General features: G+C 63.4%; 27 protein-coding genes. 3 read left to right on the forward strand and 24 right to left on the reverse strand.

All coding sequences use genetic code 11. The annotated features are described in order from the left end of the window. From trbL to AQ1_RS08965, 8 genes are all read right to left on the reverse strand, one after another. Positions 1–858 (reverse strand): P-type conjugative transfer protein TrbL (gene trbL, locus AQ1_RS08930; protein WP_042086473.1); only part of this gene is annotated, 858 nt, incomplete at its 3' end. A gap of 16 nt (positions 859–874) precedes the next feature. Then, positions 875–1,600 carry a P-type conjugative transfer protein TrbJ gene (trbJ, locus tag AQ1_RS08935; protein ID WP_042086436.1) on the reverse strand — a complete coding sequence of 242 codons (726 nt, stop codon included), beginning with the start codon at positions 1,598–1,600 and terminating at the stop codon, positions 875–877. Continuing rightward, positions 1,590–4,055, reverse strand: a complete 2,466-nt coding sequence (gene trbE / locus AQ1_RS08940) for a conjugal transfer protein TrbE (RefSeq protein WP_042086438.1) — start codon at positions 4,053–4,055, stop codon at positions 1,590–1,592. The genes trbJ and trbE overlap by 11 nt, the downstream gene beginning before the upstream one ends. After that, positions 4,049–4,306 carry a VirB3 family type IV secretion system protein gene (locus AQ1_RS08945; protein ID WP_042086439.1) on the reverse strand — a complete coding sequence of 86 codons (258 nt, stop codon included), beginning with the start codon at positions 4,304–4,306 and terminating at the stop codon, positions 4,049–4,051. Before AQ1_RS08945 ends, trbE begins: the two co-directional genes overlap by 7 nt. Next, positions 4,303–4,584: a TrbC/VirB2 family type IV secretion system protein gene (locus AQ1_RS08950; protein ID WP_042086476.1), complete on the reverse strand. Its 282-nt coding sequence runs from the start codon at positions 4,582–4,584 to the stop codon at positions 4,303–4,305. Before AQ1_RS08950 ends, AQ1_RS08945 begins: the two co-directional genes overlap by 4 nt. Before the next feature lie 85 nt (positions 4,585–4,669). Continuing rightward, positions 4,670–5,650, reverse strand: coding sequence for a P-type conjugative transfer ATPase TrbB (trbB, locus tag AQ1_RS08955; RefSeq protein WP_042086440.1), 981 nt, complete (start codon positions 5,648–5,650; stop codon positions 4,670–4,672). Next, a complete protein-coding gene (locus AQ1_RS08960) occupies positions 5,643–6,152 on the reverse strand; it encodes a hypothetical protein (protein WP_042086441.1) in 510 nt (169 codons plus the stop codon). Before AQ1_RS08960 ends, trbB begins: the two co-directional genes overlap by 8 nt. A gap of 13 nt (positions 6,153–6,165) precedes the next feature. Further along, positions 6,166–8,193, reverse strand: a complete 2,028-nt coding sequence (locus AQ1_RS08965; protein WP_042086477.1) for a conjugal transfer protein TraG — start codon at positions 8,191–8,193, stop codon at positions 6,166–6,168. Positions 8,194–8,481: 288 nt separating this feature from the next. Here AQ1_RS08965 and AQ1_RS08970 point away from each other — a divergent pair, with 288 nt between their 5' ends. Further along, complete coding sequence (locus AQ1_RS08970) at positions 8,482–9,495, forward strand: hypothetical protein (protein WP_042086442.1); 1,014 nt, start codon at positions 8,482–8,484, stop codon at positions 9,493–9,495. Between the two features lie 53 nt (positions 9,496–9,548). On the opposite strand, the gene merA is transcribed toward AQ1_RS08970, so the two are convergent. From merA to AQ1_RS08985, 3 genes are read right to left on the reverse strand one after another with little or no spacing between them, the layout of a single operon-like run. Continuing rightward, on the reverse strand, positions 9,549–10,979 hold the full coding sequence (merA, locus tag AQ1_RS08975; RefSeq protein WP_042086443.1) for a mercury(II) reductase: 1,431 nt from the start codon (positions 10,977–10,979) through the stop codon (positions 9,549–9,551). Positions 10,980–10,998: 19 nt separating this feature from the next. Further along, a complete protein-coding gene (locus AQ1_RS08980) occupies positions 10,999–11,328 on the reverse strand; it encodes a heavy-metal-associated domain-containing protein (RefSeq protein WP_042086444.1) in 330 nt (109 codons plus the stop codon). A gap of 28 nt (positions 11,329–11,356) precedes the next feature. Next, entirely contained in the window at positions 11,357–11,755 is a 399-nt protein-coding gene (locus AQ1_RS08985) for a mercuric transporter MerT family protein (protein WP_042086479.1), read from the reverse strand. Between the two features lie 77 nt (positions 11,756–11,832). On the opposite strand from AQ1_RS08985, the gene AQ1_RS08990 reads away from it, so the two are divergent. Then, entirely contained in the window at positions 11,833–12,246 is a 414-nt protein-coding gene (locus tag AQ1_RS08990; protein WP_042086445.1) for a MerR family transcriptional regulator, read from the forward strand. A 50-nt stretch (positions 12,247–12,296) separates the two neighbouring features. Here AQ1_RS08990 and AQ1_RS08995 read toward each other — a convergent pair whose 3' ends face one another. From AQ1_RS08995 to AQ1_RS09050, 13 genes are all read right to left on the reverse strand, one after another. Further along, a complete protein-coding gene (locus tag AQ1_RS08995) occupies positions 12,297–14,291 on the reverse strand; it encodes a DUF3363 domain-containing protein (protein WP_042086447.1) in 1,995 nt (664 codons plus the stop codon). A gap of 239 nt (positions 14,292–14,530) precedes the next feature. Next, positions 14,531–15,046 carry a S26 family signal peptidase gene (locus AQ1_RS09000; RefSeq protein ID WP_042086448.1) on the reverse strand — a complete coding sequence of 172 codons (516 nt, stop codon included), beginning with the start codon at positions 15,044–15,046 and terminating at the stop codon, positions 14,531–14,533. Further along, a complete protein-coding gene (locus AQ1_RS09005) occupies positions 15,043–15,510 on the reverse strand; it encodes a DUF2840 domain-containing protein (protein WP_042086449.1) in 468 nt (155 codons plus the stop codon). Before AQ1_RS09005 ends, AQ1_RS09000 begins: the two co-directional genes overlap by 4 nt. After that, entirely contained in the window at positions 15,503–15,721 is a 219-nt protein-coding gene (locus AQ1_RS09010) for a helix-turn-helix transcriptional regulator (RefSeq protein ID WP_042086450.1), read from the reverse strand. The genes AQ1_RS09005 and AQ1_RS09010 overlap by 8 nt, the downstream gene beginning before the upstream one ends. Before the next feature lie 112 nt (positions 15,722–15,833). Beyond that, a complete protein-coding gene (locus AQ1_RS14560; RefSeq protein ID WP_161760526.1) occupies positions 15,834–16,346 on the reverse strand; it encodes a DUF2285 domain-containing protein in 513 nt (170 codons plus the stop codon). A 55-nt stretch (positions 16,347–16,401) separates the two neighbouring features. Further along, positions 16,402–16,668: a transcriptional regulator domain-containing protein gene (locus AQ1_RS15460; RefSeq protein ID WP_390624416.1), complete on the reverse strand. Its 267-nt coding sequence runs from the start codon at positions 16,666–16,668 to the stop codon at positions 16,402–16,404. A gap of 271 nt (positions 16,669–16,939) precedes the next feature. After that, positions 16,940–17,269: a DUF736 domain-containing protein gene (locus AQ1_RS09020; RefSeq protein ID WP_042086483.1), complete on the reverse strand. Its 330-nt coding sequence runs from the start codon at positions 17,267–17,269 to the stop codon at positions 16,940–16,942. A gap of 705 nt (positions 17,270–17,974) precedes the next feature. Beyond that, the gene (locus AQ1_RS09025; RefSeq protein WP_042086452.1) at positions 17,975–19,684 is read right to left on the reverse strand and encodes a ParB/RepB/Spo0J family partition protein; all 1,710 of its coding nucleotides are present in this window, start codon (positions 19,682–19,684) and stop codon (positions 17,975–17,977) included. A gap of 67 nt (positions 19,685–19,751) precedes the next feature. Next, the gene (locus AQ1_RS09030) at positions 19,752–20,624 is read right to left on the reverse strand and encodes an adenine nucleotide alpha hydrolase family protein (RefSeq protein WP_042086454.1); all 873 of its coding nucleotides are present in this window, start codon (positions 20,622–20,624) and stop codon (positions 19,752–19,754) included. After that, the gene (locus tag AQ1_RS09035; RefSeq protein WP_042086455.1) at positions 20,621–20,854 is read right to left on the reverse strand and encodes a hypothetical protein; all 234 of its coding nucleotides are present in this window, start codon (positions 20,852–20,854) and stop codon (positions 20,621–20,623) included. Before AQ1_RS09035 ends, AQ1_RS09030 begins: the two co-directional genes overlap by 4 nt. Beyond that, a complete protein-coding gene (locus AQ1_RS09040) occupies positions 20,851–21,828 on the reverse strand; it encodes an ArdC family protein (RefSeq protein WP_042086457.1) in 978 nt (325 codons plus the stop codon). Before AQ1_RS09040 ends, AQ1_RS09035 begins: the two co-directional genes overlap by 4 nt. A gap of 507 nt (positions 21,829–22,335) precedes the next feature. Continuing rightward, positions 22,336–22,662: a YnfA family protein gene (locus AQ1_RS09045; protein ID WP_042086484.1), complete on the reverse strand. Its 327-nt coding sequence runs from the start codon at positions 22,660–22,662 to the stop codon at positions 22,336–22,338. Between the two features lie 23 nt (positions 22,663–22,685). Beyond that, a complete protein-coding gene (locus AQ1_RS09050) occupies positions 22,686–23,123 on the reverse strand; it encodes a MerR family transcriptional regulator (RefSeq protein WP_042086459.1) in 438 nt (145 codons plus the stop codon). 178 nt (positions 23,124–23,301) lie between these two features. Here AQ1_RS09050 and AQ1_RS09055 point away from each other — a divergent pair, with 178 nt between their 5' ends. Further along, positions 23,302–23,598: a hypothetical protein gene (locus AQ1_RS09055; protein ID WP_150007463.1), complete on the forward strand. Its 297-nt coding sequence runs from the start codon at positions 23,302–23,304 to the stop codon at positions 23,596–23,598. Positions 23,599–23,660 lie beyond the last annotated feature (62 nt).

Genomic DNA, 23,660 nt, shown 5'->3' on the forward strand with positions numbered 1-23,660 from the left:
GGCGGCGCCGAGCGCGAGGCCTGCGGCCGAGCCAACCACGGCGCCGGCGCCGAGTTGCGGCGCGCCGGAGACGAGACCCGCCGCGATGCCGGGGCCGAAGATCCCGAGCATGAAGATCGCAAGCGCGCCGAGCACGGTCGAAAGCGCCTGCTCGATGGTGATGTCGCCGCCGGCGAAGGAAGCAGCAAAGGCGCCGAACAGGGTCGAACCGATGCCGACGATGACGGCGAGCACCATCAGTTTGATGCCGGCGGCAATCACGTTGCCGAGCACGCGTTCGGCAAGGAATGCGGTCTTGTTCCACAGCGCGAAAGGCACAAGCACGAAGCCCGCAAGCGTCGTCAGCTTGAATTCGAGGATGGTGATGAAGAGCTGGATCGCGAGAATGAAGAAGGCCAGGAGCACGATGAGCCAGGCGACCATCAGCACGGCGATCTGCACGAAGTTTTCGAAGAAGGCGATCGGGCCGATGAGGTCGCTGACTTCCGCCAGGAGCGGCTGCGCCGCGTCAAAGCCCGTCGCCGCGACAAAGCCGGGACGCATCAAATCGGCGGCGCTGATCGGAGCGCCGGTGGCGCGCAAGCCAAGACCAGCGAAGGAATCGAAGATGACATTCGCGAGAAAGGCGAAATTGTTCAGGATGAAGGCGAAGGCGCCGACATAAAGCACCTTGCGGATCAGCGCCGGGATGACCGCCTTGTCGTCGGCCAAGGCCCAGAAAAGCCCGGCAAGCGTGATGTCGATCCCGATCAGGATGGTCGTGAGGAAGGCGACGTCCGGCGTCAGCAAGCCGAAGCCGGAATCGATATAGCTGACGAACGTATCCGTGAACTGATCGATGACGTTGAGGTCGTCCATCGCCTGTGCCCTTTGGTTAGCGCCGCGTATAGGCGTCGCCGTCGCCCATGAAGCGTGCGAAGCGGGCGCGGGCTTGCTCATGGGCGGCGAGGCTCCGCGCACGCTCCAGCGCGTCGGCCCGGGCCGAAGCGGCAAGAAGCGTCTGAAGCTGCATGGTCTGCTTGGCGGCAAGCGCCGTGAGCTGATTGCCCGCCTGCGCTACCTGAAGATTGCCGACGGCGCCCTGGCTTTCGGCGATCAGGCCGTCGAGCGTCACCGTGTCGGCGCGGACCTGCCCGACCACTTCCGCCTGAACCTCCAGACTGTGCTTGAAGCCTTCGCGCGCCAGCGACCAGGATTCTCGCGCATCGGCGATGATCTGCGGGGTCGAGACGGCGGCGGCATATTGTTCGGGGAAGAGCCGGCGATATTCGCTGTCGATAATCGAGACCTGATAGGCGATGCCGCGAGCGATGATGATGAGATTGTCGAGACGGGCAAGCGAGGCCTGAAGATTGGGCGCGACGGAATTCGGCAGGCGCGTGAGGTTCTGCGCCTGATGGGCCAGCATCTGTGCCTCGTTGGCGAGTTGCTGAACCTGATTGTTGATCTGCTGGAGCGTGCGCGCCGCAGTCAGGATGTTTTCGGCATGGTTGGCCGGGTCGTAGACGATATCGCCGAGGCCGAAGATGGCGTGGGCGTTCTGGACCGGACCCAGGGTCAGGGCGATAGCGGCGACGGCCGCCAGGAGCTTACGTTTCATGAGATTCCTCCGTGTCAGAATGGTTTAGCGGTTGGGTTTGGGTCGCGATGAGGTCGGCCGCCCAATCGAGGCCGTTGGCACGCAGCCAGGAGTCCGCGAACTCCTCCTCGCCATGGGCGGCGATGAGTTCGTCCATCAGGGCATGGTCCTGCTTGGCCGAGGCGGCGGTGAAGGCGAGCGCGACGGTGCCGAGGCCGAGTTCGAACAGCCGATTGCCGAGGCGGGACTGGAAGTAGTAGTCGCGCTTTGGCACGGCTCGGGCGATGATCTCGATCTGCCGGTCGTTGAGGCCGAAAGCCTCGTAGACCGCTTTGGCCTGGGGCTCGATCGCCCGGTCATTGGGCAGAAAAATGCGGCTCGGGCAGCTCTCGATGATCGCCGGCGCGATGGAGCTGCCGGCGATGTCCGACAGGCCTTGTGTCGCGAACACGACCGAGACGTTCTGCTTGCGGAGCGTCTTCAGCCATTCGCGGATGCGCGCGGCGAAGGCCGGGTTGTCGAGGAAGAGCCAGGCCTCGTCGAGAATGAGCAGCGATGGGCGGCCGTCAAACTGCGCATCGAGGCGGTGGAAGAGATAGGTGAGCACGGGCAGAACCGCGCCCGCCTCGTGCATCAGCTCCTCCATCTCAAAGCATTGGACGGCGCCGAGCGTCAGGCGGTCATCATCGGCGTCGAGAAGCCGGCCATAGGGTCCTTCGAGCGTATAGGGCTGGAGCGCCTGTCGAAGCTCGGTACGCTGCAACAGCGTCGCCAGCCCCGTCAGCGTGCGTTCCGGTTGAGGCGCGGCGGCGAGATTCGAAAGCGCCGACCATGCCGCATCCTTGACTTCCGGCGTCACCACAACGCCTTCGTGTGCAAGAAGCCCGAGCACCCATTCGTGCGCGAAGGACCGCTCGCCGGTGAGATCAATTTTGGCGAACGGCTGGAAGGCGAGCGCGTGCTTGACGCCGTCGTTGGCCGCCCCGAGGTCGAACCAGGCGCCGCCCATGCCGAGGACGGCGGCGCGCGCCGAGCCGCCCTTGTCGAAAATGGTGATCCGCGCGTCCTTATAGCGGCGAAACTGAAGTGCAATCAGGGCCAGCAGGACCGATTTGCCGGCGCCGGTCGGGCCGACGACAAGCGTGTGGCCGACATCGCCAAAATGCGTGACCAGCCGGAACGGCGTCGTGCCGTTGGTCCGGACCGTAATGAGCGGCGGGCCGCCCAAGTGTTCGTTGCGCGCCGGTCCTGCCCAGGTTGCCGACAGCGGCATCATATGGGCGAGGTTCAGCGTGTTGACCGGCGCGGCGCGCACATTGGCGTAGACATGGCCGGGCAAGGATGAGAGCCAGGCTTCGACCGCGTTGGCGCTCTCCTCGATCGTCGCGAAGCCGCGCCCGTCGATCACGCGCTGCGCGGCGCGCACCTTCTCGCGAATCGCAACCGCATCTTCGTCCCAGACGACAAAGGTCGTCGTGACATAGCCGTAGGAGACCAGATCGGCGCCAAGCTCCTGAAGCGCCGCGTCGGCGTCGGCCGCCTTATTGTCCGCGTCCGTATCGACCAGCGCCGACTGCTCGTTGGTCATCACCTCCTTGATGATGGCGGAGATCGACTTGCGCTTGGCGAACCACTGCCGGCGATAGCGCTTGACCGCCTTCTCGGCCGCCGCCTTGTCGAGGGGGATGAACCGCGTCATCCAGCGGTACTCGAAGCCAAGACCATTCAAGGCGTCGAGCAGCCCCGGCGTCGTCGAACCCGGAAAGCCGAGCACGGTCAGCACGCGAAGATGTGCCTCGCCAAGCATCGGCGTGAGGCCGCCGGTGAGCGATGTGTCAACCAGGACCGCATCGAGATAGGCCGGCGTCTCGGGAATAGTCACGGATAGGCGCCGGTTCGAGATGCAATTGTGCAGATAGGTCAGTGTCTGTTCGTCCGACAGCGGCGCCACTTCGGGCATGAGCTGTTCGAAAAGGTCGAGCGCCCGATCGGTCTTCTGGACGAAGGCGTCGAGATGGTCGCGATAGTCGAGGCCGCGGTGCTCGCCTTCGCTTTCGATCAAAAGCTGCTCGGCGCGGCCGATATTTTCGGCCGGCGGTAGATAGGCGAAGGTCAGGACATAGCCGCTCTCGAACAGCGCTCCGGACTCTTCGAATGCCGCGCGGCGCTCTTCGTCGACAAGGCGCGATACGGGGTCCGGAAAATTCGAATGCGGATAGTCCCGCGCGGGATGGCGCTCGGCTTCGAAGAAGAGCGCCCAGCCGGAGCCAAAGCGGCGCAGCACATTGTTGATCCGCGCGCACACGGCGACGAGCTCGGCTTCGGTGGCGCTTTCGAGATCGGGACCGCGAAACCGCGCCGAACGCTGGAACCCGCCGTCCTTGTTGAGGATGACGCCGGGCGCCACAAGGCAGGCCCAGGGGAGATAGTCGGCCAGCAGCGCCGGCCGGGCGCGGTATTCCGCCAGATTCAACATGAGAGGTGACCCTTGTGGCGGGTATGGCGGATGAGGACCTGCATGAAGGCGGGGTCCTTGCGCGCGGCGTAGACGGCGGCCGCATGGCCGACGATCCAGACGGCAAGTCCCGCGAGCCAAAGCTGGAGGCCAAGCCCGAGCGCCGCGGCGAGCGTGCCGTTGACGATCGCAACATTGCGCGGCGCGCCGCCCATCAGGATCGGCTCGGTGAGCGCGCGGTGAAGCGGAATCTCGAAGCCTTCGATGCTCATGAAATCAGCGCTCCGCCGCCGAAGGAGAAGAAGGACAGGAAGAAGCTCGTCGCCGCGAAGGCGATGGAAAGCCCGAAAACGATCTGGATCAGCCGGCGGAAGCCGCCGCTCGATTCGCCGAAGGCAAGCGACAGGCCGGTGATGACGATGACGATGACGGCGATGATACGCGCGACCGGGCCTTCGATGGATTGAAGGATCTGGGTGAGCGGCGCCTCCCACGGCATGCCCGAACCGGCGGCGTGGGCCGCATCCGACCAAATGAGCGCCAGCCCCATAACAAGGCCGGCGAAGAGAGCCTGCCGGTACGGGAAACGGTCCAAAACATGAGGCGAAAATGGATTCATATGACGGTCTCCCTGGTCAGGCGGTTGGAACGAGGTGAACGGGCGTGAGCGGTGAAAGGCGGTAATCACCATCGGCATTGAGGCCTTCGAGCGCGGCGACCGTCTCGACGCGCCGGCCCGACCCGCGCCCTGTCAGGAAGACGACGATGTCGATCGCCTCGGCGATCAGCCGGCGTGGCACGGTGACGACGGCTTCCTGAATGAGCTGTTCGAGCCGAAAGAGCCCGGCATGGGCCGAGTTGGCGTGAAGCGTCGTGATCCCGCCGGGATGGCCCGTATTCCAGGCCTTCAGCATGTCGAGGGCTTCGGCCCCGCGCACTTCGCCGACGATGATCCGGTCGGGGCGCAGGCGCATCGTCGAGCGCACGAGATCGGCGAGCGAGGCGACGCCGGGTCTTGTCCTGAGACTGACGCTGTCTTCCGCCGCGCAATGGAGCTCGCGCGTGTCCTCGATCAGGATCACCCGATCGCCGCCAGTCGCGACCTCGGCGAGGAGCGCGTTGACGAGCGTCGTCTTGCCCGAGCTCGTCCCGCCGACAACGACGATGTTCCTGCGCGCCTCGACAGCTTCTCGCAGCGCCTTCGCCTGCAGCGGCGTCATGATCCGCGCTTCCACATAATCGGCGAGGCGATAGAGCACGCGGGCGGGCTTGCGGATGGCGAAGCACGGCGCCGGCACCACCGGCGGCAGGAGCCCTTCGAAGCGCTCGCCGCTCTCGGGCAGTTCGGCCGAGACGACCGGGCGTTCGCGATGGCATTCCTGGCCAATATGGCTCGCCACCAGCCGGATAATCCGCTCGGCCTCGGCGGCGCCGATCCGTGTCCCCGCGTCGATGCGCCCGTCGCCATGGCGATCGATCCACAGCCGGCCGTCGGGATTGACCATCACTTCGATGACGGCGGGGTCGGCCAGCGCCGCCGCAATCGCCGGTCCCATGGCGGTGCGCAGCATGGTGCGCTGGCGATCGACCGTACTGGCATGAAAGCGGTCAGCCATGGTCTGCGCCTCCGTTTGGCTTGTTTTCGTCCGGAGAAGCGGCCTCTCTGATGGCCCGCAGGGCGTCGACCTCCTCCTGTGTAAAGAAGTCGTTCTCTTCCGCGCTCACCTCATCGAGCACGTCGCGGATCATGTTCTTGCCGCCGGCGAGGCGTCGCGCGAGCTGACCGATGAAATAGTCGAACCGCTCCTTGCCGAGCGCGCGGGCGGCGTCCTGGTCGGCGTTCGGCAATGGCGGCGTGACGGTGAGAAAGAAGCGAATAAAGAGCGCCAGCGTTTCGGTCGTGACCGAGAGATTGCGCTCCAGACGATCATATTGCCGGGTCATCCGGTCGAGCCGCCGGATGAGCGCGCCGTCGCGTTGGTCGTCGAACTCTTTCGAGAAGAAACCGAGAAGCGCCGCCTCGACCACGGCTGCCTTGGTGACGCCCGGCCGCTTTGCGGCAATTTCAACCTTGTCGAAAAGCTCGTCTGAGACATGAACGTTGAGGCGGGGTTTCATGGACACGCTCCCTCTAAAAGCTCGGGATCAGGTCGTCGTCGGCCTGGTCCATGGCGTGGGCGCGCTGGACCACGGCCGCATTACGCGCGAGCTGTTCCATCCGCCTGGCGTCGTTGGGGTCGAACTCGTCGTCGAGAAGCCCGGCATCTGGCGCATGTTCGGGTTCCGCCTTGACCGGCGATTCCTCCGGAAGCGCGGGATGGCGCTTGAGCCCTCCGTCGTCTTCATCGCCGTTGGAAACCAACTCCGACCACGGCTTGACGAGATCGGCGTGGGGCGCGCGCACCTGTCCCGACCAGTCGTCGGCGCGGGATGGCGGACGGTCCGCAAAGGGACCGTCCGCCGCGAGCGCGGGCGGGGGGCACACCCGGCCCGTGAAGTTGGCGTCCTCGAAATAGCGAAGCTTCTTCGCGCGGATCGGCGGCTGGCCGGAAACCATGACGATCTCTTCGTCGGCGGGAAGCTGCATCACCTCGCCGGGCGTCAGCAGCGGCCGCGCCGTCTCCTGCCGGGAAACCATGACATGAGCGAGCCATGGCGCGAGGCGATGGCCGGCATAGTTGCGCATGGCGCGCAGCTCCGTCGCCGTGCCCAGAGAATCCGAGATGCGTTTCGCTGTCCGTTCGTCGTTCGAGGCGAAGGCGATGCGCACATGGCAGTTGTCGAGGATCGAGTTGTTCTCGCCATAGGCCTTCGAAATCTGATTGAGGCTTTGCGCGATCAGAAAGCTTCTGACGCCATAGCCGGCCATGAAGGCGAGCGCGCTCTCGAAGAAGTCGAGCCGACCGAACGCCGGGAACTCGTCGAGCATCATCAGGAGCGGGTGACGCCGGCGCTTGCCGGCCTGCCCTTCCAGGCGCTCTGTGAGCCGGCGGCCGATCTGATTGAGGACGAGGCGAACGAGCGGTTTGGTGCGCGAAATATCCGAAGGCGGAATGACGAGGTAAAGCGAGACCGGCCGCTCGGCGTCCACCAAATCGGCGATACGCCATTCGCAGGCGCTCGTCGTTTCCGCCACGGTCGGGTCGCGGTAGAGTCCGAGAAACGACATGGCGGTCGAGAGCACGCCCGAGCGCTCATTCTCCGACTTGTTCAAGAGCTCGCGCGCGGCCTGCGCGACCACGGGATGAACCTGCGGCGCCTCGTCCGTTCCGAGATGATTGGTGCTCATCATCACGCGGAGCGTGCGTTCGAAGGAGCGCGACGGATCGGAAAGGAAGGCGGCGACGCGGGCGAGCGTTTTTTCCTTCTCGGCATAGAGCACATGCAGGATCACGCCGACAAGGAGCGCGTGGCTCGTCTTCTCCCAATGGTTCCGCCGTTCGAGCGCACCCTCGGGATCGACCAGGATATCGGCGATGTTTTGAACGTCGCGGACCTCGAACCGGCCTTTGCGCACTTCGAGAAGCGGGTTGTATTTGGCGCTCGCGGAATCGGTCGGATTGAACAGGAGGCAGTGCGAGAATCGCGAGCGCCAGCCCGAGGTGAGCTGCCAGTTCTCTCCCTTGATGTCGTGAATAACGGCGGAATGCGGCCAGGAAAGCAGCGTCGGGATGACAAGGCCGACGCCCTTGCCCGAGCGGGTCGGCGCGAAGCACATGACATGCTCCGGCCCGTCATGGCGCAGATAGCGATCCTTCAGCCTGCCGAGGAACACGCCTTGCGCCTCGAACAGACCGGATTTGCAAACTTCACCCTTGGTCGCCCAGCGCGACGAGCCGTAGGTCGTGACCAGCCGGGCCTGCCGCGCCCGCCACAGCGATCCGGCGATCGCGACGACAACGCCGAGCATACCGCCGCCCGCCGCCATCGCGCCGGCGCGGTTGAAGACCCCCGGCGCATAAGCTTCGTAGGCGTACCACCATTCGAACAGCCGCCACGGGACGTAAACGGGATAACCGCCGACATGGAACCAGGCCGGACCGAGCCGCGCCTGATAGCCGAACTCGGCCGCCGTCCACTGTGTCGCGCCCCACACCGCGCCAATGACGATCGCGAAGACGAGGAAGATTTGGCCTATGAGGAGTCTGGTCGGGGTCATCAATCTCTTGCCGGTATTGGAGCCGAAGGCTCGGGTAAATTCCGGCAAAGGATCGTGACGAAATCACATGTGAATCAAGGCAATCACTTCCAGTGTCATCCAAAAACGGAGGATAGAGGAAACTATAGCCAAAAGCGGAGAAGACTAGCCAAGAACATCAGACCTTATTTTTGCAACCGGAAGCCGCTATGATTCTGGATAGTGTTGGACGGATTCTCTTGCGCACCGCGGTTAATGCGCAAGAGTCGTCATTCGCCGGGGTTTAGGGGGCTGAGAAGGAGATGTTCGATGCGATCACATCGCCAATCACGCCGCGCCTGCCGTATTGCTGTCGGTGCAGCCTCTATTCTCGCCGTAGGGCTCGTCGGTCCGGCCCTGGCCGCCGACTTTGAAGTTCGGACGTTCGGCGGCGGACCCGGCTGGTTTGTCTATGACGAGCCGGTCGATGTGGCGCTCCGCTTCCTCCACCCGGCCGGGCCCAAATGCCACGAAGTCACGGAGATGATCCTGCTTTTCGAAACGGCCGATCAATTGCGCGACGATGCGCTGATCGAAGAAGCCGCACTTACGGGCATGAACCACTATGCCGCGCTTTGCCGCTCCCTCGGCGTCAATCCTTCCAACCAGCTCAAGATCTCAGGGGTTGTCGTCGGTGCCGGCGAGGCCAACGCCCAGGGTTTCGTTATGGGCGACGCCCGCGTACTTGACGCCATGGTCGGTTCGTCCACTGGCAAGTACCAGCTTCGTGTTAGCCGAAACGCCGTCGCCGGTGGCACAGCGGCGGCCACCCCTAATACGGCGCATAAGCCAGCCGACGATCAAGCTGCTCAGATTGCTGAAATTCGCACAAACTATGATGCGGCGCTTAAAGAGAGCGAGGCGAAAGCCGGCGACCCGGGACTGATTGGCCGCTTGACGGGCGGCAAGCGCGCGGCGCTAACGGGCGTGTGGTCCGTCAGCCAAACCGAGTGCGCCAAGGAACGCGTGATCTTGTTCGAGAATAGCGGAACCGGCACGGTCGAATGGTGGCGGGCGTCCGACGATAAAGTCGGTCTCCTGCCGTGGCGCACCGGCCGGTGGGAATTGCGCGATGGCACGGTCATCATGAGTTTCAACCATCGTGTCGAATATGACGACTTCCTTGGTCGGCTCCGCGACAGCGCGATCGACGAGACCGTGCAGTTCGAACTCAAGAGCGTCAGTGGATCGGAGCTCCGGCTCGCGGCGACCGGCGGCGGGATTTCATCCGAGGCGTTGTTCCTCGGTGGGGCGGAGAAACTGTTTGTGCGGTGTGGCGTGTAGTACCCACAATTCCCCGATTCTACCGCCGCCGGCAAAGCACGTCGCAAAGTATCTCACCCTGCGCAGCAAGAGAGCTTCGCGATATCTTTTTCAAACGTCTGCGCTGCAAGCTTGAGACCCTCGACTGTCGTGAGATAGGGAAAAATCGTATCGCCGAGCGCTTTCGTCGTCATGCCATGTTTGATGGCAAGCGCCAGGGTCTGGATGCTGTCGGCCCCTTCGGGGGCCAGAATCTGGCCGCCGAGAAGCCGATCGGTCTTCGCGTCGGCGACCAGCTTGATGAGGCCGCGCGTGTCGCGGGCGGCGAGCGCGCGCGGCACCTGGTTGAGGGGCACAAGGGACGTCTTCGTCTCGAAGCCTTGAGCCTTTGCCTGTGCCTCGGTGAGGCCGACGCTCGCCACTTGCGGATCGGTGAATACCACGGCGGGCATAACGCTGTTGTCATAGACGAGGCTGTCGCCATTCAAGGCGTTGAGCGCCGCGATTTTCGCCCCATAGGCGGCCATATAGACGAACTCGTCGCGGCCGGTGACGTCGCCCGCGGCATAGGTTCCACGCTTTGTCGTCCGCATCCGATCATCAACCGCGATTCCTCCGCCCACCGCTTGGCGGATCCCGGCCGCCTCAAGGCCGAGCCCCTCCACATTGGGCGCGCGCCCCGTTGCCACCAACACGCGCTCGGCCTTCAGTTCTGTCAATACGCCGCCCTCCTTCACGCATAACGTGACGCCTTCTTCGTCCTGACGGCAGAACTCATAGGCGACACCGCAATTGACGGCGACACCCTCTTCGCGGAAGACGTTCATCAGCGCATCGCTGACTTCCGGCTCCACCTGCGGCAGCAGGCGGGAGCGGCAGACGATGGTGACTTGCGTGCCGGCGCGCGCCAGCATCTGCCCGAGCTCGCAACCGATGAAGCCGCCGCCCACGATAATGAGGCTCCTCGGCAACTCCTCAAGATCGAGCGCCGACGTGCTCGTCAGATAATCGACCTTGTCGATGCCCGGAATGGGCGCCACCGAAGGCCGCGCGCCGGTAGTGATGATAATTTTGCCCGCGCGAATGGCGTCGCCATTGACGGTGACGCCGCCGTCCTCCAACCGCGCCGCGCCTTCCAGATAGGCGATGCCGTTATAGCTTGGCAGGAGGTCAACATACTTCTTCTGCCTGAGCGCTCCGACGAGATCGTCCTTGGCTTGGACAAGTGCGTGCCAATCCGTGATGCGGGCCTCGCCGGTAAGGCCGGGAAATCGGCCGGCCACTTTCGCCCCATGCAGGGCTTCGGCCGCGCGGATCATGGTCTTCGATGGCACGCAGCCAATGTTCACGCACGTGCCGCCAATCATGCCGTGGCCGATGAGCGCGACGCGCGCGCTTTGCACGGCTGCTGTGATTGCGGCGGAGAAACCCGCCGACCCTGCGCCGATGACGGCGAGATCGTAGCTTTCATTGTTCTTTCCGCCAAGCGTGCAGCAATCGGACATGTCTCTTATCTCAATCGGTTTAGCTCTGCGCCGCCGGGTAACCGGCGTTCGTCGAGGCCGCCGCGATCGCGTCGGCGTTCGTCACCGACGGATCGAACACAACAGTCGCTGTCTTGGCATCAAAGTCGACAGTGACGGACTTCACCCCGGCGACGCCTTCTATGGCCTTTTTCACTGTCACGGGACACAGAGCGCATGTCATGTTTTCAACGCTGAATATTACCGTCTGAACGGCGGCGACTTGAGCCGGAGCGGCCTGCGCAGCAAACGGCGAAGTCGCCGGCGCCGACAGAAGGCCAGCGACGCCCAAGGCTAGCGCGCCTGACGCGATAAGCACGAGTCGTTTCATCTCATGTTTCTCCTTTGCGGTTACGTGATCAGTAGAACAGCGGCGCCCACCAATTAATTGTCAGAGCAAGGACGACCAAGATCGTGGCTAGCCACAGCGCCGACTTTGTGATGAGCGACGATTGCGGCTTCGCGCAGTAGGAGTCCTCTGCGCAGGCCGGTTTGGGTTTGAAATAAATCTGCCAAAAGCCAGCGCCAATGAAGATGAGCGCCACGGCGGCGAAATAGGGCTTGTAAGGTTCAAGCGCCGTAAGGTTGCCAATCCAAGCGCCGGAAACGCCGAGAGTTAGCAAGAGAAGCGGCGCGATGCAGCAGGTCGAGGCCAGAATCGCCCCGATCACGCCGCCCGCCGCGAACCATCCTTGCTGACGGTCCGCGGCCTTTTTTGGCTCCTCAAGCGCCTGTGTTTTGAAATCACTATTGCTCACGTGACTCGACTCTCGATTTTTCGACAACAGCAAGATAAGGTCTGTACTAACTACAGACTCAAGAGGTTTCTGAATCGATGCGCAATCACATTTCCGGGAAAGGATTGCAGCGGGCGGAATTGGCGCGCCTGACCGGCTGCAATCTCGAAACCATCCGCTATTACGAGAAGATCGGCATGATGCCGGACCCCAGGCGCACAGGAACGGGCTACCGTATCTACGATGATGCGCACGTCTCGCGTTTGCGTTTCATCCTCCGCGCCCGCGAACTCGGCTTTTCGCTCGATGAGGTGCGCGGCTTGCTCGGACTCGTCGACGGCGGCACACAAACCTGCGCCGAAGTCAAGGAACGCACCGAGCGGCATTTGGCCGACGTGCGTGCCAAGATCGCCGATCTCAAACGCATCGAAAAAGTGCTGGCAAAGACCGCGGCGCAGTGCTCCGGCGACGATGTTCCGGAATGCCCGGTTCTGGATGCGCTGGCCTCATGATCATTACCTCGGTGATCAAATCGCGGCCTCCAAAAAACGAAATCTATTGGCTATGACACGGACGGCCCATTGCGCTGCCGACCAATGGTCCAGGAAATGCTGTCGCCGCGCATTAGGCCGCTTACCATCTTGCCGCGCTGACGTTCGAGGATTGGTCGCCATGGAACAAGCGTGAACTCTTTTGATTTTTCGATGACGGCGAACTTGCCGCTCGCAAGCCGGACCGGCTGGCGATAGACGCCGTCGATCCGATCCCCGTCCTGTGATTCCACGAAGGCCAACCCCGTCTCCTTGGCGAGCTTCTCGCCGGCAGCCGCCAGTTCCCGCCGGCGCAAGAACCGAAGCAAGTTTCGTTGGTAGCGAACTCGTTGGCCATTACTCTCCGCCAGCCCTTGCTCTATCAGATGCTCTTGACGCCGGCGCAGAGCTTGGGCGACTTCGGCTCCGAACCGCTCGCCGCGCAGCGCGCTCGGCTCCTTGGCGAGAAGCTGCCGGTCGAGCCAGGTCGCCCCGTCGGCGCCAACTTGAGCCTCAAGGGACAGAAACGACAGGGTCGTGATGCGGCTGGGATATCGTGCTTGCTTCTTGGCGAGCGCCTCAACCCGGCCTTCGAAGTTCTCGGGGATTTCCCATGACCCGTCCGGGAAGCGCCGAACGACGTTCGCGCGCCGCAGCGCTTCGAGCCGACGGACATGAGCCTGAACGAAATCATCCGACGCACGCGGATCGACTGTGTGATGGGCGTCCGTCGTGTAGAGGCCGTCGTTCCTCCGGGCGATTTCGGCGATGGTTCGGTCGGACGGCTTCATTCCGGTTGCCGCCGGGCCAACCTCGACGACGGCGCCGAGCGGCAAATCTTCCATCTCCTGTCGCGGATCGAGCGCGACGTAATGAACCCGCCCGTCGGCGGCGTCGATCATGACGTAGTGGCCGTCGTTTAGCTCGTCGTGGCGTCCGCGGTCGATGATCCGGCCGGTCACGGTCGGCGCGCGCGGGTCGGCAGGGTCGTAGATCGAGAACTCCGAAGCGCCAGCGTCGAGCCCCGCCTGCCGCAATCCCCGGTGCAGAGTCTTGATGATGTCGCCGCGTTCGCCCGAGCGCCGGAGGGTCTCCTCCAGATTCGGCGAGAGCCGCCATCGGCCCGGCCCCGTCTCTTCAGCGAGGCCGCGCCACGCGAGCACGCGCAACCGGCCGACCTTCATGGCATGACGGAACCTTTCGTCGGCATGCTGCGGATTGGCGCGCGCATCGACAATCCCGTCCACGGCGTCGCGGACCAGCGCGCGGTCGAGATCGGTGAAGCGGTCCTGCTCGACCTGGCGTGCCAGCTTTTGACCGAGCTCCCGAACGGTCTGCGGCCCGAGTTCCAGCGTCAGCAGTTCGCTCGCCCGCCGCCGCATGCCGTTGGCGATGTAGTCGCGGGCGATGACAAGGTCCTTGCCGAGCTCGTCCTTGCCCCGCAGCACTATATGGGTGTGCGGATGCTCGGTGTTGAAGTGATCGACGGCCACCCAGTCGAGCCGCGTGCCTAGATCTTTCTCCATCGCGCCCATCAGGTCGCGGACGAAGGGTTTGAGGTTAGCGAGTTCGGTCGCGTCCTCCGGTGAGACGATGAAACGGAACTGATGCCGGTCGCCGTCGCTGCGGTCGAGGAACGCCTTGCCGTCCGCCTCGTCATGCGCCGCGTCGTAAAGCCGGCCAGGCTCGTGCTCCTTGGAGACTCCGTCGCGTTGGATATAGCGAAGGTGCGCGCGGGCGGCATCAATACCGCCGCTTCTGAGTTTGACGATCCGCGTCTTGATGACGACGCGCCGGTAGGACGGTCCGAAGCGGTGTCCGGCGCGACGATGTCGGAGCGCATCATTGCCACGTCCGATCCGATAGCCCGAATAGCGCCGTGATGCGGCCCCGGTTCCGAAACCGGACTTGCCTGCCTTCGAGACCTGGCGGAGCACGCGGTTAAGATAGCCCTTGGTGCGCGCGCCGCCCAGGCTGCGAATGCGCCCGAGCTTCGGCTTGAAAATGTCGTCGATATCATCGGCCATGGTCGGTCATAAACATGGGGCGCGAAAGCAGGCATCAAACAACCACTTGATCCTTGCACCATCTATTCGCCAGTCATATCAAAGCCTTGAGCTCAATCATCTGCACACGGCGAAATCGCCGCGAGCAACCAAATCGGATGTACAGACAATGGGTTATGCGGGCTTTGCCCCATCACCTTTTATCTTGCCCTCCGCTGCCTCAGACGCCTCTCACGCTCCAATTCCTTTATGATGCTGGATCAGCTTTGCTCGCATTTCCGCCAAGGGAGCCGCAGCCTCGTCGCCCGGCCGTTGATGAGGCGCCGATCCACCGGCCCGAAATAGCGCCCGTCGAAGGACTGCGGATGGTCTTGCAGCAGGAAGACCGTCTGCTCGGTGAGGATGTGACAACCCTGCCAATCGGGCAGCGGCCTGCCCAAACCGTCCGCACTTTCAGCAACGGTAACCGTGTTTCCATTGATTGAAATCACGCGTCCATCGCGGCAGATTTCGTCGCCATCGACGCCGGCGACCCGCTTGACGAGCGGCACATCGGCGGGCAGGTAGCCGCGCTCTTCGACCAGTCTACGAACACGCTCGGGCACGTGAACGAGGACGTAATCACCGCGTCTGATTGGCAGATGGTCGAGCCAATATAAGCCGATGGGCGCGCTCGCCGACGCGTTGTAGATCAGCTTCTTCGGCAGGCCGACGGTAGACGCGACGGCCAAGGCGAGCACCGGAATGGCGGCGCAAACCAGCGGCCCGCGCTTCACGCCGACACCTTTCGCGACGCCAGATATGCCGTGTGCTGGTCTCGTGAATAAGCGCGGACCGGCTGCCCTGCGGCAATGCGATTGTGGACATGGCGATAGTAGGCGGGCGACACGTCGGCCGGATCGAAGCCGTCCGCTTCGAGCACGTCGATCTGCAACAGCGCGCGCTTGACCTTCGTGTTTCCGGTGACGAGCAGGAGAACTTCGCCGCCAGGGCATACGCCCGGTATGCGGCTCAAAAGCAGCGACGGCTCCGCTGCGCGAACGATGGTGAAGCGCCATTCCTGCGTGCCGTATTCGTTGGCGCGCCAGCGTATATAGCCGAAGACCTGGCCCGGTTTGAAAAGCGCAAGCGACCGCCTGCGGTCCAAGTCCTGCTGCACGTCGGGCGCCCCGAACCTCAGCCAATGGTTCAAATGCTCCGGATAGAAGACGATCTCGACGCGTGTGAAATGCTCAGACATCGGAAGTCGAATCCTTCTTCCGCATGTCCGACCAGGCGGTCAGTTCTTCAATGTGATAGCGAACATGGCGACCATGCTTGCGGTATTGCGGACCGCCGCCGTAGACGCGCATCTTCTCCAGCGTATTGGGCTTGAGCTTCAGAAAGCGCGCCGCTTCCCTCGTCGTCAGGAACGGTCCGTCAGCGACCGTTTGTGCATCGTGCTCGGTCATGCTTCCTCCGGCGTCAGCGAAATTGCTCTATGCCGGTCAAGGATGAGCGAGCATGAAATCGGGCGGCAGTATCGTTGGCGGCGAAGCGCGAGAACGATACCCCTCGCGTGGATCAGGCGAGCAGGGTTCGGTAGCCGCCGTTCATCATCCGTTGCCCGCGTTTGACGCTACGAATGACGCGGTTCTTCATGGTCTGATCGGGGCTGGTCCAGTCGTCCTTGACAGCTTTCTCGCCGTAGAGAAACACCGCAATCTGACGATACGAATAGCCCTCCGTTCGAAGATCGAGCGCCGCCAAGGCATCCCGGTGACGCATCGCCTCGACCGTCCAACCGCCACGCGAACCGCCAAGACACCGACCCCGATAAAGGTCCGCGAGCCGCCTGATTAGGCGCTGTCGGCTTTCGACATCGGGAAACTGATCGACCACGAGTTCGAGCGCGAAGGGGTCGATGCGGATGTCTTCGCCTATGCATCGCACTTGGACGATGCGCCGTTGATCTCGGAGAAGGAGATGCTGCTCGCCGTCCACGCTCTTCAAAAGCGTTTTTCGGCACCGGACCTCATTCAAGGATACGATGGCGCCGAGGCCGGGCTCTCGGCCATTGCGTACATAGGCTGACACCACCCTTTGATAATCCTCGGCCCGCCAAAACACCTCCGCTTCGAGGCCATTTTGATCAGGATCGGCGAAAGGTGCAAAGGCCCCAGGCTTCGGCCCGCACGAAGCGGCGCCGCGCCCGGAGCAAAGTGGTGTCATTCCGTAAACGGACGGGTATTGGCTGGCCTGATTTCGATAGGCGCCAATCGCGGTGATAGTCGCGATTACGCCGCAAATACTCCCAGGCAACTCGCGACCGGGTCAGCAGCTGTACATAGTCGTAGTCACCTAGGCGCAGACCACAGGATATCAAGGAGTTGTGATAGTCCGCCATCGTCCTTTCCATTCACACGGCACGATGGCGGTCGACGCACCCAGCGTCGCAGACTCAAACAAGCTCCTCTTTCTTTGCGCTTACGCCCGTCACCAAGCGCCCAAGACGCCGCACCATCGACCCGCAATACAGACTCGTCTCATCGCTCAACTATGGCGCGCGAAAATCAACGAACGGTTAAGAATTATGAACATTTTGCAAGAAATTACATACAATGTACATAATCCGGTGAAAGCGAATAACCCCCGCGCCGGATGGCGCGGGGGCCGAGTGTCACCGCGATTTAGCTGCGCGGGTTCCAGAGGATCGCCATGATGGCCGGATCATCCTGCCCGGCGGCGCGCCCGAGATTGGCGTAGATTTTCGCCGGGCCGAATTCGGGAGCGGAGAAGGTCAGCGACACGTATGGGTTGCCGCTGTTCTTGCCGACCCGGTTCCAACCGCCGCCGATCTCCACGCGGTCCTCGGTGTAGACCCGGAAGTCCGGCTGGGCGTCCGTTTCCTTCCGCGCGTTGGGCAGAATGCGGATGCGCTTCTTGAGGCTCATCGTCGCGAGCGTGCCTTCGTATCCACCGGTCTCGTTCTTCGTCACATATCCAAGTGCCTGTGCCATCTTTCTGTCTCCTATTGGCTGTCGCGGGGCGCCCATCGCCCTGCTGACGCGGGACCGCCCATGGCGGGCGGGGGCCGCATGAACCGCGAGGCCGAAGCGGAGCGGAGGACCGGCGGGACGCACTTTTTTGTCTCGCGAGGAAGGCCGAAGGCCGGGGAAAAAAGTGCGGAACGCCGGTTTCATGCGGCCGCCGTTCGCCATAGGTCCATTGAGCAAAAGCAGGCGAACGGGTGTCACGCCAGCCATCGATCAGGAGATGTGGTGGTGCAGGCCGCGCGGATGTTCGTGACGCAAGATGACCGGTGGATACGAAGGCACGCGCTCGACGGTATGGGTGCATCAGCGCAGCCGCATCCATGCCTGACCATAGAGGAGAAGAAACGAGCGTCTGACGAGATGATCGGTCCACAGAGGAAGCGCGGAATCGGAAGGCCCGAACCCGTCGGCGAGCGCCAGCGTAGCGCCTCAGCACCGATGACCTTTGCTCCCGAAGCTGGCCGCGCGAACAGAACCGCCGCATCCGAAGCGCTGCGGGACCCGGACCTTCCCGGCTGGCGATCCGCCTGTCCGCGCCTAGCAACGCACGACACGGCCCCGGCGCCATCCGGCGCGGGGGCCATTTCGTTGGCCAAGATTGAGCGGCGGCAGGCGCTCGCGGCCCTCCTATCTGGACAAGAGGGCCGCTCCCGCCTGCCACCGCCGGTTTCAGGAAACGAACGATTTGATGCGGGCCGTGTTGTCAGTGAGCCGCCCGCCGCCCGCTTTCGTGTAGGCCTTGAAGGGAAACTCCATATAGCGCGGCAACCATCCTTCGGCTTTCTTCCGCCCGTCCCCGGTGATGAAGTCGCGGACGATCTTCTTTTGAACCTTGGTCGTGGCGCTGACATTGGCGTCGGCGACCGCCTTGCCACCGATATGGCGAAGCATGGCGTTGACGGCGGCCTTATTGCGAAGAAGATCGAAGAAGGCGTCGTCCGCCTGCCAATAGTCGCGCATGTCCACCTTGAGATGGGTTCCGAGTGCCTCGACGACGGCGGTTCCGGACTCCAAGGTTTCGGCCATGACGATGGCGAACACCCGCATCACCTCGTCGTCGGAGAGTTTCAAGAGCGCGGCGAATACCTCGACCACCCGATAGTCGTCGCCGTTCGAGCGCACGACGGAATGGCCGTGGGCGGGCAATCCGAGAAGCTTGAGAACGGCCTTGCGTTCTTCGGCCAGCGCCGTCTCGGCCTTCGATTTCGCGACGCTCTCGGCGGTTTCCTCCTTGCGCGTCGCCTGCGGGTCGGGCTTGGTCTGCCACAGCGCCGAGCCGCCGATGGCATGAGCGACCATGAGCCGGAGGGCGTCGCCCGGATGGCTCAACAAGGCATGGCGCACGGCGGCATGTCGGTGCAGCTCAAGATAGTTTTGCGCCGGATTGGTGAGCTCGGGGCGGTCGGCGGTAGCGGTGTTCTTATCGTCTTCGCCCACTGCTTTCCGCAGGCGGCGCTGATGCTCCTTCGCGGTGACAAAGCCCTCGTGAATGGCGACTTCTCCGTTTTCGCGCACCTCGATATAGACCCGCCCGCTTTCACCCTTGGGCGTCGCCACATGGTCCCATTTGTGGAACCGCTCGCCCACGTCGAGCACGGCAACTTCGGCCCATCCCTTGGCGAGAAGCGCGTCGCGCTTGGCGGCGACGGCTTCGTTCTGCAAGCGCCAGAACTGCTCAAGGTCGCCGAAATACCCCGTCTCGCCGAACAGGTCCGTCACGATCCGGCCCTTATAGGCGTCGAACGGGAACAGCGCCGCCCCGGTCGAAATCTCGCCGCCGAACAGCCATTGCTTCAACTGCCAGCCGCGCGGCGCGTGTTGCTCCGGGTCCTGAAAGAGCTTGAGCCAGTCTGCCTGCTGCGCCTTGCTCGCCAAGGTCAGTTGGCGGATAGTCTGGGCGTCGATCTCCTCGTTGCGGTAGGCCTCTCGGATGTCCGGGAGTAACTCGCCGAGGGCAAGCGCGCGCTTCACCATGATCTCGGTTACGCCGAAGGTGGCGGCGATGTCCTCAACCGTTCGGCCCTCTTTCACCAGCCGGGCGAAGGTCTCCCAGCGCGCCACTTCGTCCGGGTCAAGCCGGGCGATGTTTTCGATCAGCGACGCTTCCAGCGCCGCCGCGTCGTCGCCTTCAGCCATGACGGCGCAGGGAACGGGATCGATCTCGCCGCCTTCCTTCGCGATGGCCTTGAGCGAGAAGAAGCGCCGCCGCCCGGCGACGATCTCGTAACCCTTGCCGTTCTTGCGAACGAGCAAGGGCTGCTGCACGCCGCGCGCCCGGATCGAGGGCAGGATGTCGGACACGTCCGGCGCTTTGCGCGCATGGCGCATGTTGAGCGCCGAGACTTTCAGTTGGTCGAGGGGGATATGTTGAAGTTCCATTGGGTCTTCTCCTTTGCTGAGGCTCCGGTTACCCGGAGCGATGAAGCGCCCGGATCGGGCGCGAAAGTCAGTCCGTGCAGACGCAATCCTCGCGCTCCCAATCGATCTCGGGTGCGGCAGGGTCGGTTAAATCGAGCACGCCTTGCCGCTCGACCTGATCGAACAGGCGTGCATAGGGTTCGCGGTCGACGCGAAAGACGCGCATGTCCGGGCAATGGCCCTTGGCGCTCGTTTTGCCGGGCTTGGCTTCCTGCGCGATCCACCAGTCCGCGAGGTCGGGCCGGTCGCGCATGATCGCCTCGATCTTCCAGCGGGCTTTGAGGAAGCAGAGGTCGCAATTGCCCTCGTGAGAGCGAAGCGCGAGGTCGAAGGGCTGCTCCGCCCACCAATCGAGCACGTCCGCTTCGGTCACGCGCGCGTCGGCCAAAGGTAGCTGGACGGTCGCGCCTGTACGCTTGCGCACGCCGCAGGCGCGCTGGCGATAGACGCGCTTCGGCTCATCCGCGCGCAGGCCCAAGACGCTCGACCAGCTTTTCCAGCCGAGCCAATGGCGGGCGTAGGAGTCGATGCGGTCGCGTTTCAGGAAGGACGTGCAGAACCGCATGCGCGGGTTGGGCACGAAGCCCTTGCGGTCGATCAGCGCTTCGAAGGGCTCGCCGTTCCGGGACGCGCTGTTGTGCGAGACGATCCGTGTGCGGTGCGGTTCGTTCCAATCATATTCGACCCAAGTGATGTGAACGCCCCAGCGCGCGCCACATTCGGCCACGAAGTCGAGCGTCTCGGTGCGCTCCTTGCCGGTGTTGGCGAAGACGACGCGCACGTCGTCCGTCAGCGCGCCGCCATGGGCGTCGAGGATGTGCTTGAGCATGTAGCCGGACGTGCGCCCGCCCGAAAACGAGATCACGGCGGGACCGGCGATGCGGTAGGGATCGCGGGTCATGGCTTGCCCCTCCGCATTTCGTCGATCCAATCGATCTGACGGCGGCCTTCCACGTCGAACAGGCCAAGATCGCACGGCTTTTGCTGCGTGTTCGAGTTGTGCTTCGGGGTCATCGGTTGGCGGGCGCGCCATTCCAGCCGGTCACGAAGCGTGATCGGCTTGACGCCCGGCGCGATGATCTGCTCGCCTTCTGGCGTCGTCTCGGTGGGGAATTCGGGATTGCCAGTCATTCCGCCGCCTCCGCCTTTACGGGCTCGGCGTCGCGAAAGGCGAGGATGAAATCGGCGGCTTTGGAGGCTTGGCTCGCCGCGCGGAAGATCGCGCGATTTTCTTCTCTCAGGGCTTCAAGCCATGAGCCGATATAGTCCGTGTGCCGAACGGTGGGTGCGATGCTGAGCGAAGCGCAGACAAAGGCGCTCGCCATCTCCGCGACCAGTTCCTCGCGGGCATAGGGTTTCGATCCGAAGGAATGGGGCAGGTCGCGGGCGAGTCTCGTCTCGTGGCCGGTCCAGTGGCCAAGTTCGTGAAAACAGGTGCGGTAGTAGTTCACCTGCTCGAAGAAGGCGGGTTGTGGCGGTACACGGATGAAGTCTTGGCTCGGCACATAGAAAGCCTTCGTTCCGCCAATGCGGAAGTCCGCGCCCGTCGCTGCGATGAGGCGTTCGGCGTGCGGAATGATCTCGGCTTCTGGCAACGGGGCCGCACCTGCGTAAGCGTCTTCCGGCAGGCCTTCGCATTGCTCCACGTTGAACAGGGTGAAGCGTTTGAGGAACGGCACGCGCCCCGGCTCGTCGCCGTCCTGCTCGGCCCGCTCGCGCTCGGCCTTGGGAATGAAGGTATCGGCGTGGCACGCGGTGACGCCGCGCTCGCCCTTCATGACGTGGCCGCCCATTTCCTGGGCTTGGGCGTAGGTCAGCCATGTTTGCGTCGCGAAGCCCGCACGCACGATGTGATGCCACAAAATCAGGATGTTGACGCCCGAATAGGTGCGGCCCGTGAGCGCGTTCTTGGGCAGGCCAAGCCCCGCCTTCGCGCCCGGCGCACCCCAAGGCTGCACCCAAGGCGCGCGGCCCGCCTCAAGCTCGGCGATGATGCGGGCGGTCACCTCGTCATAGAGCGAAGGCTTGGCCGCACGGCCCGCCTGCTCGCTATTCTGTCTCCCGCGCTTTCCGCGTGTCGCTGTGTCCGTGGTTTCTGGCGTCATCGTTGCCGCTCCCTCTGGTCCTCCGCGCGCGCCTTTCCCCGGAAGGGGGGCGGGCGGTAAGCGACCGGGAGCCCCGCCGGGTCAGGCGGGACGCAACTGTCTTGGTAGGACGAGAAAACCGACGTGGACGGACATAAAGCCAAGGCGGTTGCGGGCCGCCCCGGCGGGGCTACAAGGGAGTGTCCGGCCGCCCCCCGCACCGGGAAAGGCCACAAAGAAGTCGCCGCCCGAAAGGGCGGCGTCCGTATGCCGGACCAAAGGTCCGGCCCCGCGCGAGGGATCGTGACCCGAATGGGCGGAGACCGCGCGAAGCGCGGGCTCCGTGGAGCTTAGGCCGCGCCAGCGGCCTTAGCGGAATAGAGCCCGGCGCCCGGCCGCAAGGCCGGGCGGGCGCAAACGCCAACGCTACGGCCGTGCGTCCAGCACCCAGAAGGGTCGCCGCTTGGGCCGGCGAACAGCCCGGCGTAAGTTCGCTCGCGCAAGGGCTCGATCATTGCGCCTTCCTCGTCAAACCGAGCGCGGACCAAAAAGAATGATAGCCGCGCCAAAGAGACAGATCGAAGCGCCTATGACGTCCCAACGATCCGGGCGCTGAGCTTCCACCAGCCAAAGCCAAGCCAGTGAGGACGCGATGTAAATTCCCCCATAGGCGGCATACGCCCGACCGGCGAAATCGCTGTCGATCCGGGTCAGAAGAAAAGCGAACAGCGCCAGACTTGCCATGCCCGGCGCTAGCCAGAGCGGAGATTTTCCGAGCCGCAACCACGCCCAAAAGCTGAAACAACCAGCGATCTCGGCTACGGCAGCGCCGACATAGATGGCCAGGGCGGCTATGGGCGCGAAAGGGGTGGCTATGCTCACGGCTTGGCCTCCGTCGGCCGATGGTCATCGGCCATACAGTGAGCATGGTTGCTCAGGACCTCGATGACGCGGCAATCGGAGATTCTGCCCCCGCGGCATTGGTCAATCATGCGCATGAGTTCGGTCTTCAGCGACCCCAGACGCGCGATCCGACGCTCGACCTCGTCAAGCTGCCGACGGGCGATCGCGTCGGCCGCGACGCAAGGCTGGTTCGGATCGTCGGACAGGCTCAAGAGATCTCGGATCGCGTCCAAGGCGAAGCCGAGTTCACGGGCATGGCGGATGAACATTAGACGGTCAATATCCGCCTGGGCGTAGAGCCGACGGTTGCCCTCGGAGCGTGGGGCCACGGGCAAGAGGCCAATCTGTTCATAGTATCGGATGGTCTGCACTTTGCAGGAGGCCGCACGCGCCACATGGCCGATCGTGTACATGGTCTTCTTCGGTCCCCTAATCGAAATTTGGGCTTGCTTCTACAGCTACTGTAGATGTTATATGTTATGCATGCGGGGCGCAACGATGGTTTCCCATTTGGGACCGATGGTTGCCGAAGGATGGACTTTGAGGATTGTTAACCACATACGGTTAGTATCGCGCAGGATGAAGAAGGTCTTGTTACTGCTTGGGATGGTTGTCTTTGTCGCGATTCAACTCGCCGACATCGCGATCCTTGACGCCGCGCCGGTTGACAGCCTCGAATTCCATACGCAGTCAGATCACGACCAGGACAAGCAAGCCTTTGACGGCTGCGAAATCCATTGTGGTTGCCACAGCCTGCACCATATGACGGCCGCCGTACTCGCCGGTGGAAACATCTATGCAGCGCCGACCGATCAAGAATTCCCGCGTGACAACGCCGGGAAGAATTCCGCCGGCCAAGGTCCGCCGGTCCCCCCTCCCAACGCCTGAACTCTCTATGCCCTGAGTCTGTGCGCGAACACGGCATCGTTGTGGCGCGTGCACCCTGGTAA

Origin of the sequence: Iodidimonas nitroreducens, assembly GCA_000710935.1 — a bacterium.
Lineage (GTDB): Bacteria > Pseudomonadota > Alphaproteobacteria > Sphingomonadales > Rhodothalassiaceae > Iodidimonas > Iodidimonas nitroreducens.

Coding starts and splice junctions, on each gene's coding strand:
- trbJ (WP_042086436.1), bottom strand. CDS start 1,600: ATGAAACGTAAGCTCCTGGCGGCCGTCGCCGCTATCGCCCTGACCCTG.
- trbE (WP_042086438.1), bottom strand. CDS start 4,055: ATGTTGAATCTGGCGGAATACCGCGCCCGGCCGGCGCTGCTGGCCGAC.
- AQ1_RS08945 (WP_042086439.1), bottom strand. CDS start 4,306: ATGAGCATCGAAGGCTTCGAGATTCCGCTTCACCGCGCGCTCACCGAG.
- AQ1_RS08950 (WP_042086476.1), bottom strand. CDS start 4,584: ATGGGGCTGGCGCTCATTTGGTCGGATGCGGCCCACGCCGCCGGTTCG.
- trbB (WP_042086440.1), bottom strand. CDS start 5,650: ATGGCTGACCGCTTTCATGCCAGTACGGTCGATCGCCAGCGCACCATG.
- AQ1_RS08960 (WP_042086441.1), bottom strand. CDS start 6,152: ATGAAACCCCGCCTCAACGTTCATGTCTCAGACGAGCTTTTCGACAAG.
- AQ1_RS08965 (WP_042086477.1), bottom strand. CDS start 8,193: ATGACCCCGACCAGACTCCTCATAGGCCAAATCTTCCTCGTCTTCGCG.
- AQ1_RS08970 (WP_042086442.1), top strand. CDS start 8,482: ATGCGATCACATCGCCAATCACGCCGCGCCTGCCGTATTGCTGTCGGT.
- merA (WP_042086443.1), bottom strand. CDS start 10,979: ATGTCCGATTGCTGCACGCTTGGCGGAAAGAACAATGAAAGCTACGAT.
- AQ1_RS08980 (WP_042086444.1), bottom strand. CDS start 11,328: ATGAAACGACTCGTGCTTATCGCGTCAGGCGCGCTAGCCTTGGGCGTC.
- AQ1_RS08990 (WP_042086445.1), top strand. CDS start 11,833: ATGCGCAATCACATTTCCGGGAAAGGATTGCAGCGGGCGGAATTGGCG.
- AQ1_RS08995 (WP_042086447.1), bottom strand. CDS start 14,291: ATGGCCGATGATATCGACGACATTTTCAAGCCGAAGCTCGGGCGCATT.
- AQ1_RS09005 (WP_042086449.1), bottom strand. CDS start 15,510: ATGTCTGAGCATTTCACACGCGTCGAGATCGTCTTCTATCCGGAGCAT.
- AQ1_RS09010 (WP_042086450.1), bottom strand. CDS start 15,721: ATGACCGAGCACGATGCACAAACGGTCGCTGACGGACCGTTCCTGACG.
- AQ1_RS15460 (WP_390624416.1), bottom strand. CDS start 16,668: ATGGAAAGGACGATGGCGGACTATCACAACTCCTTGATATCCTGTGGT.
- AQ1_RS09020 (WP_042086483.1), bottom strand. CDS start 17,269: ATGGCACAGGCACTTGGATATGTGACGAAGAACGAGACCGGTGGATAC.
- AQ1_RS09025 (WP_042086452.1), bottom strand. CDS start 19,684: ATGGAACTTCAACATATCCCCCTCGACCAACTGAAAGTCTCGGCGCTC.
- AQ1_RS09030 (WP_042086454.1), bottom strand. CDS start 20,624: ATGACCCGCGATCCCTACCGCATCGCCGGTCCCGCCGTGATCTCGTTT.
- AQ1_RS09035 (WP_042086455.1), bottom strand. CDS start 20,854: ATGACTGGCAATCCCGAATTCCCCACCGAGACGACGCCAGAAGGCGAG.
- AQ1_RS09040 (WP_042086457.1), bottom strand. CDS start 21,828: ATGACGCCAGAAACCACGGACACAGCGACACGCGGAAAGCGCGGGAGA.
- AQ1_RS09050 (WP_042086459.1), bottom strand. CDS start 23,123: ATGTACACGATCGGCCATGTGGCGCGTGCGGCCTCCTGCAAAGTGCAG.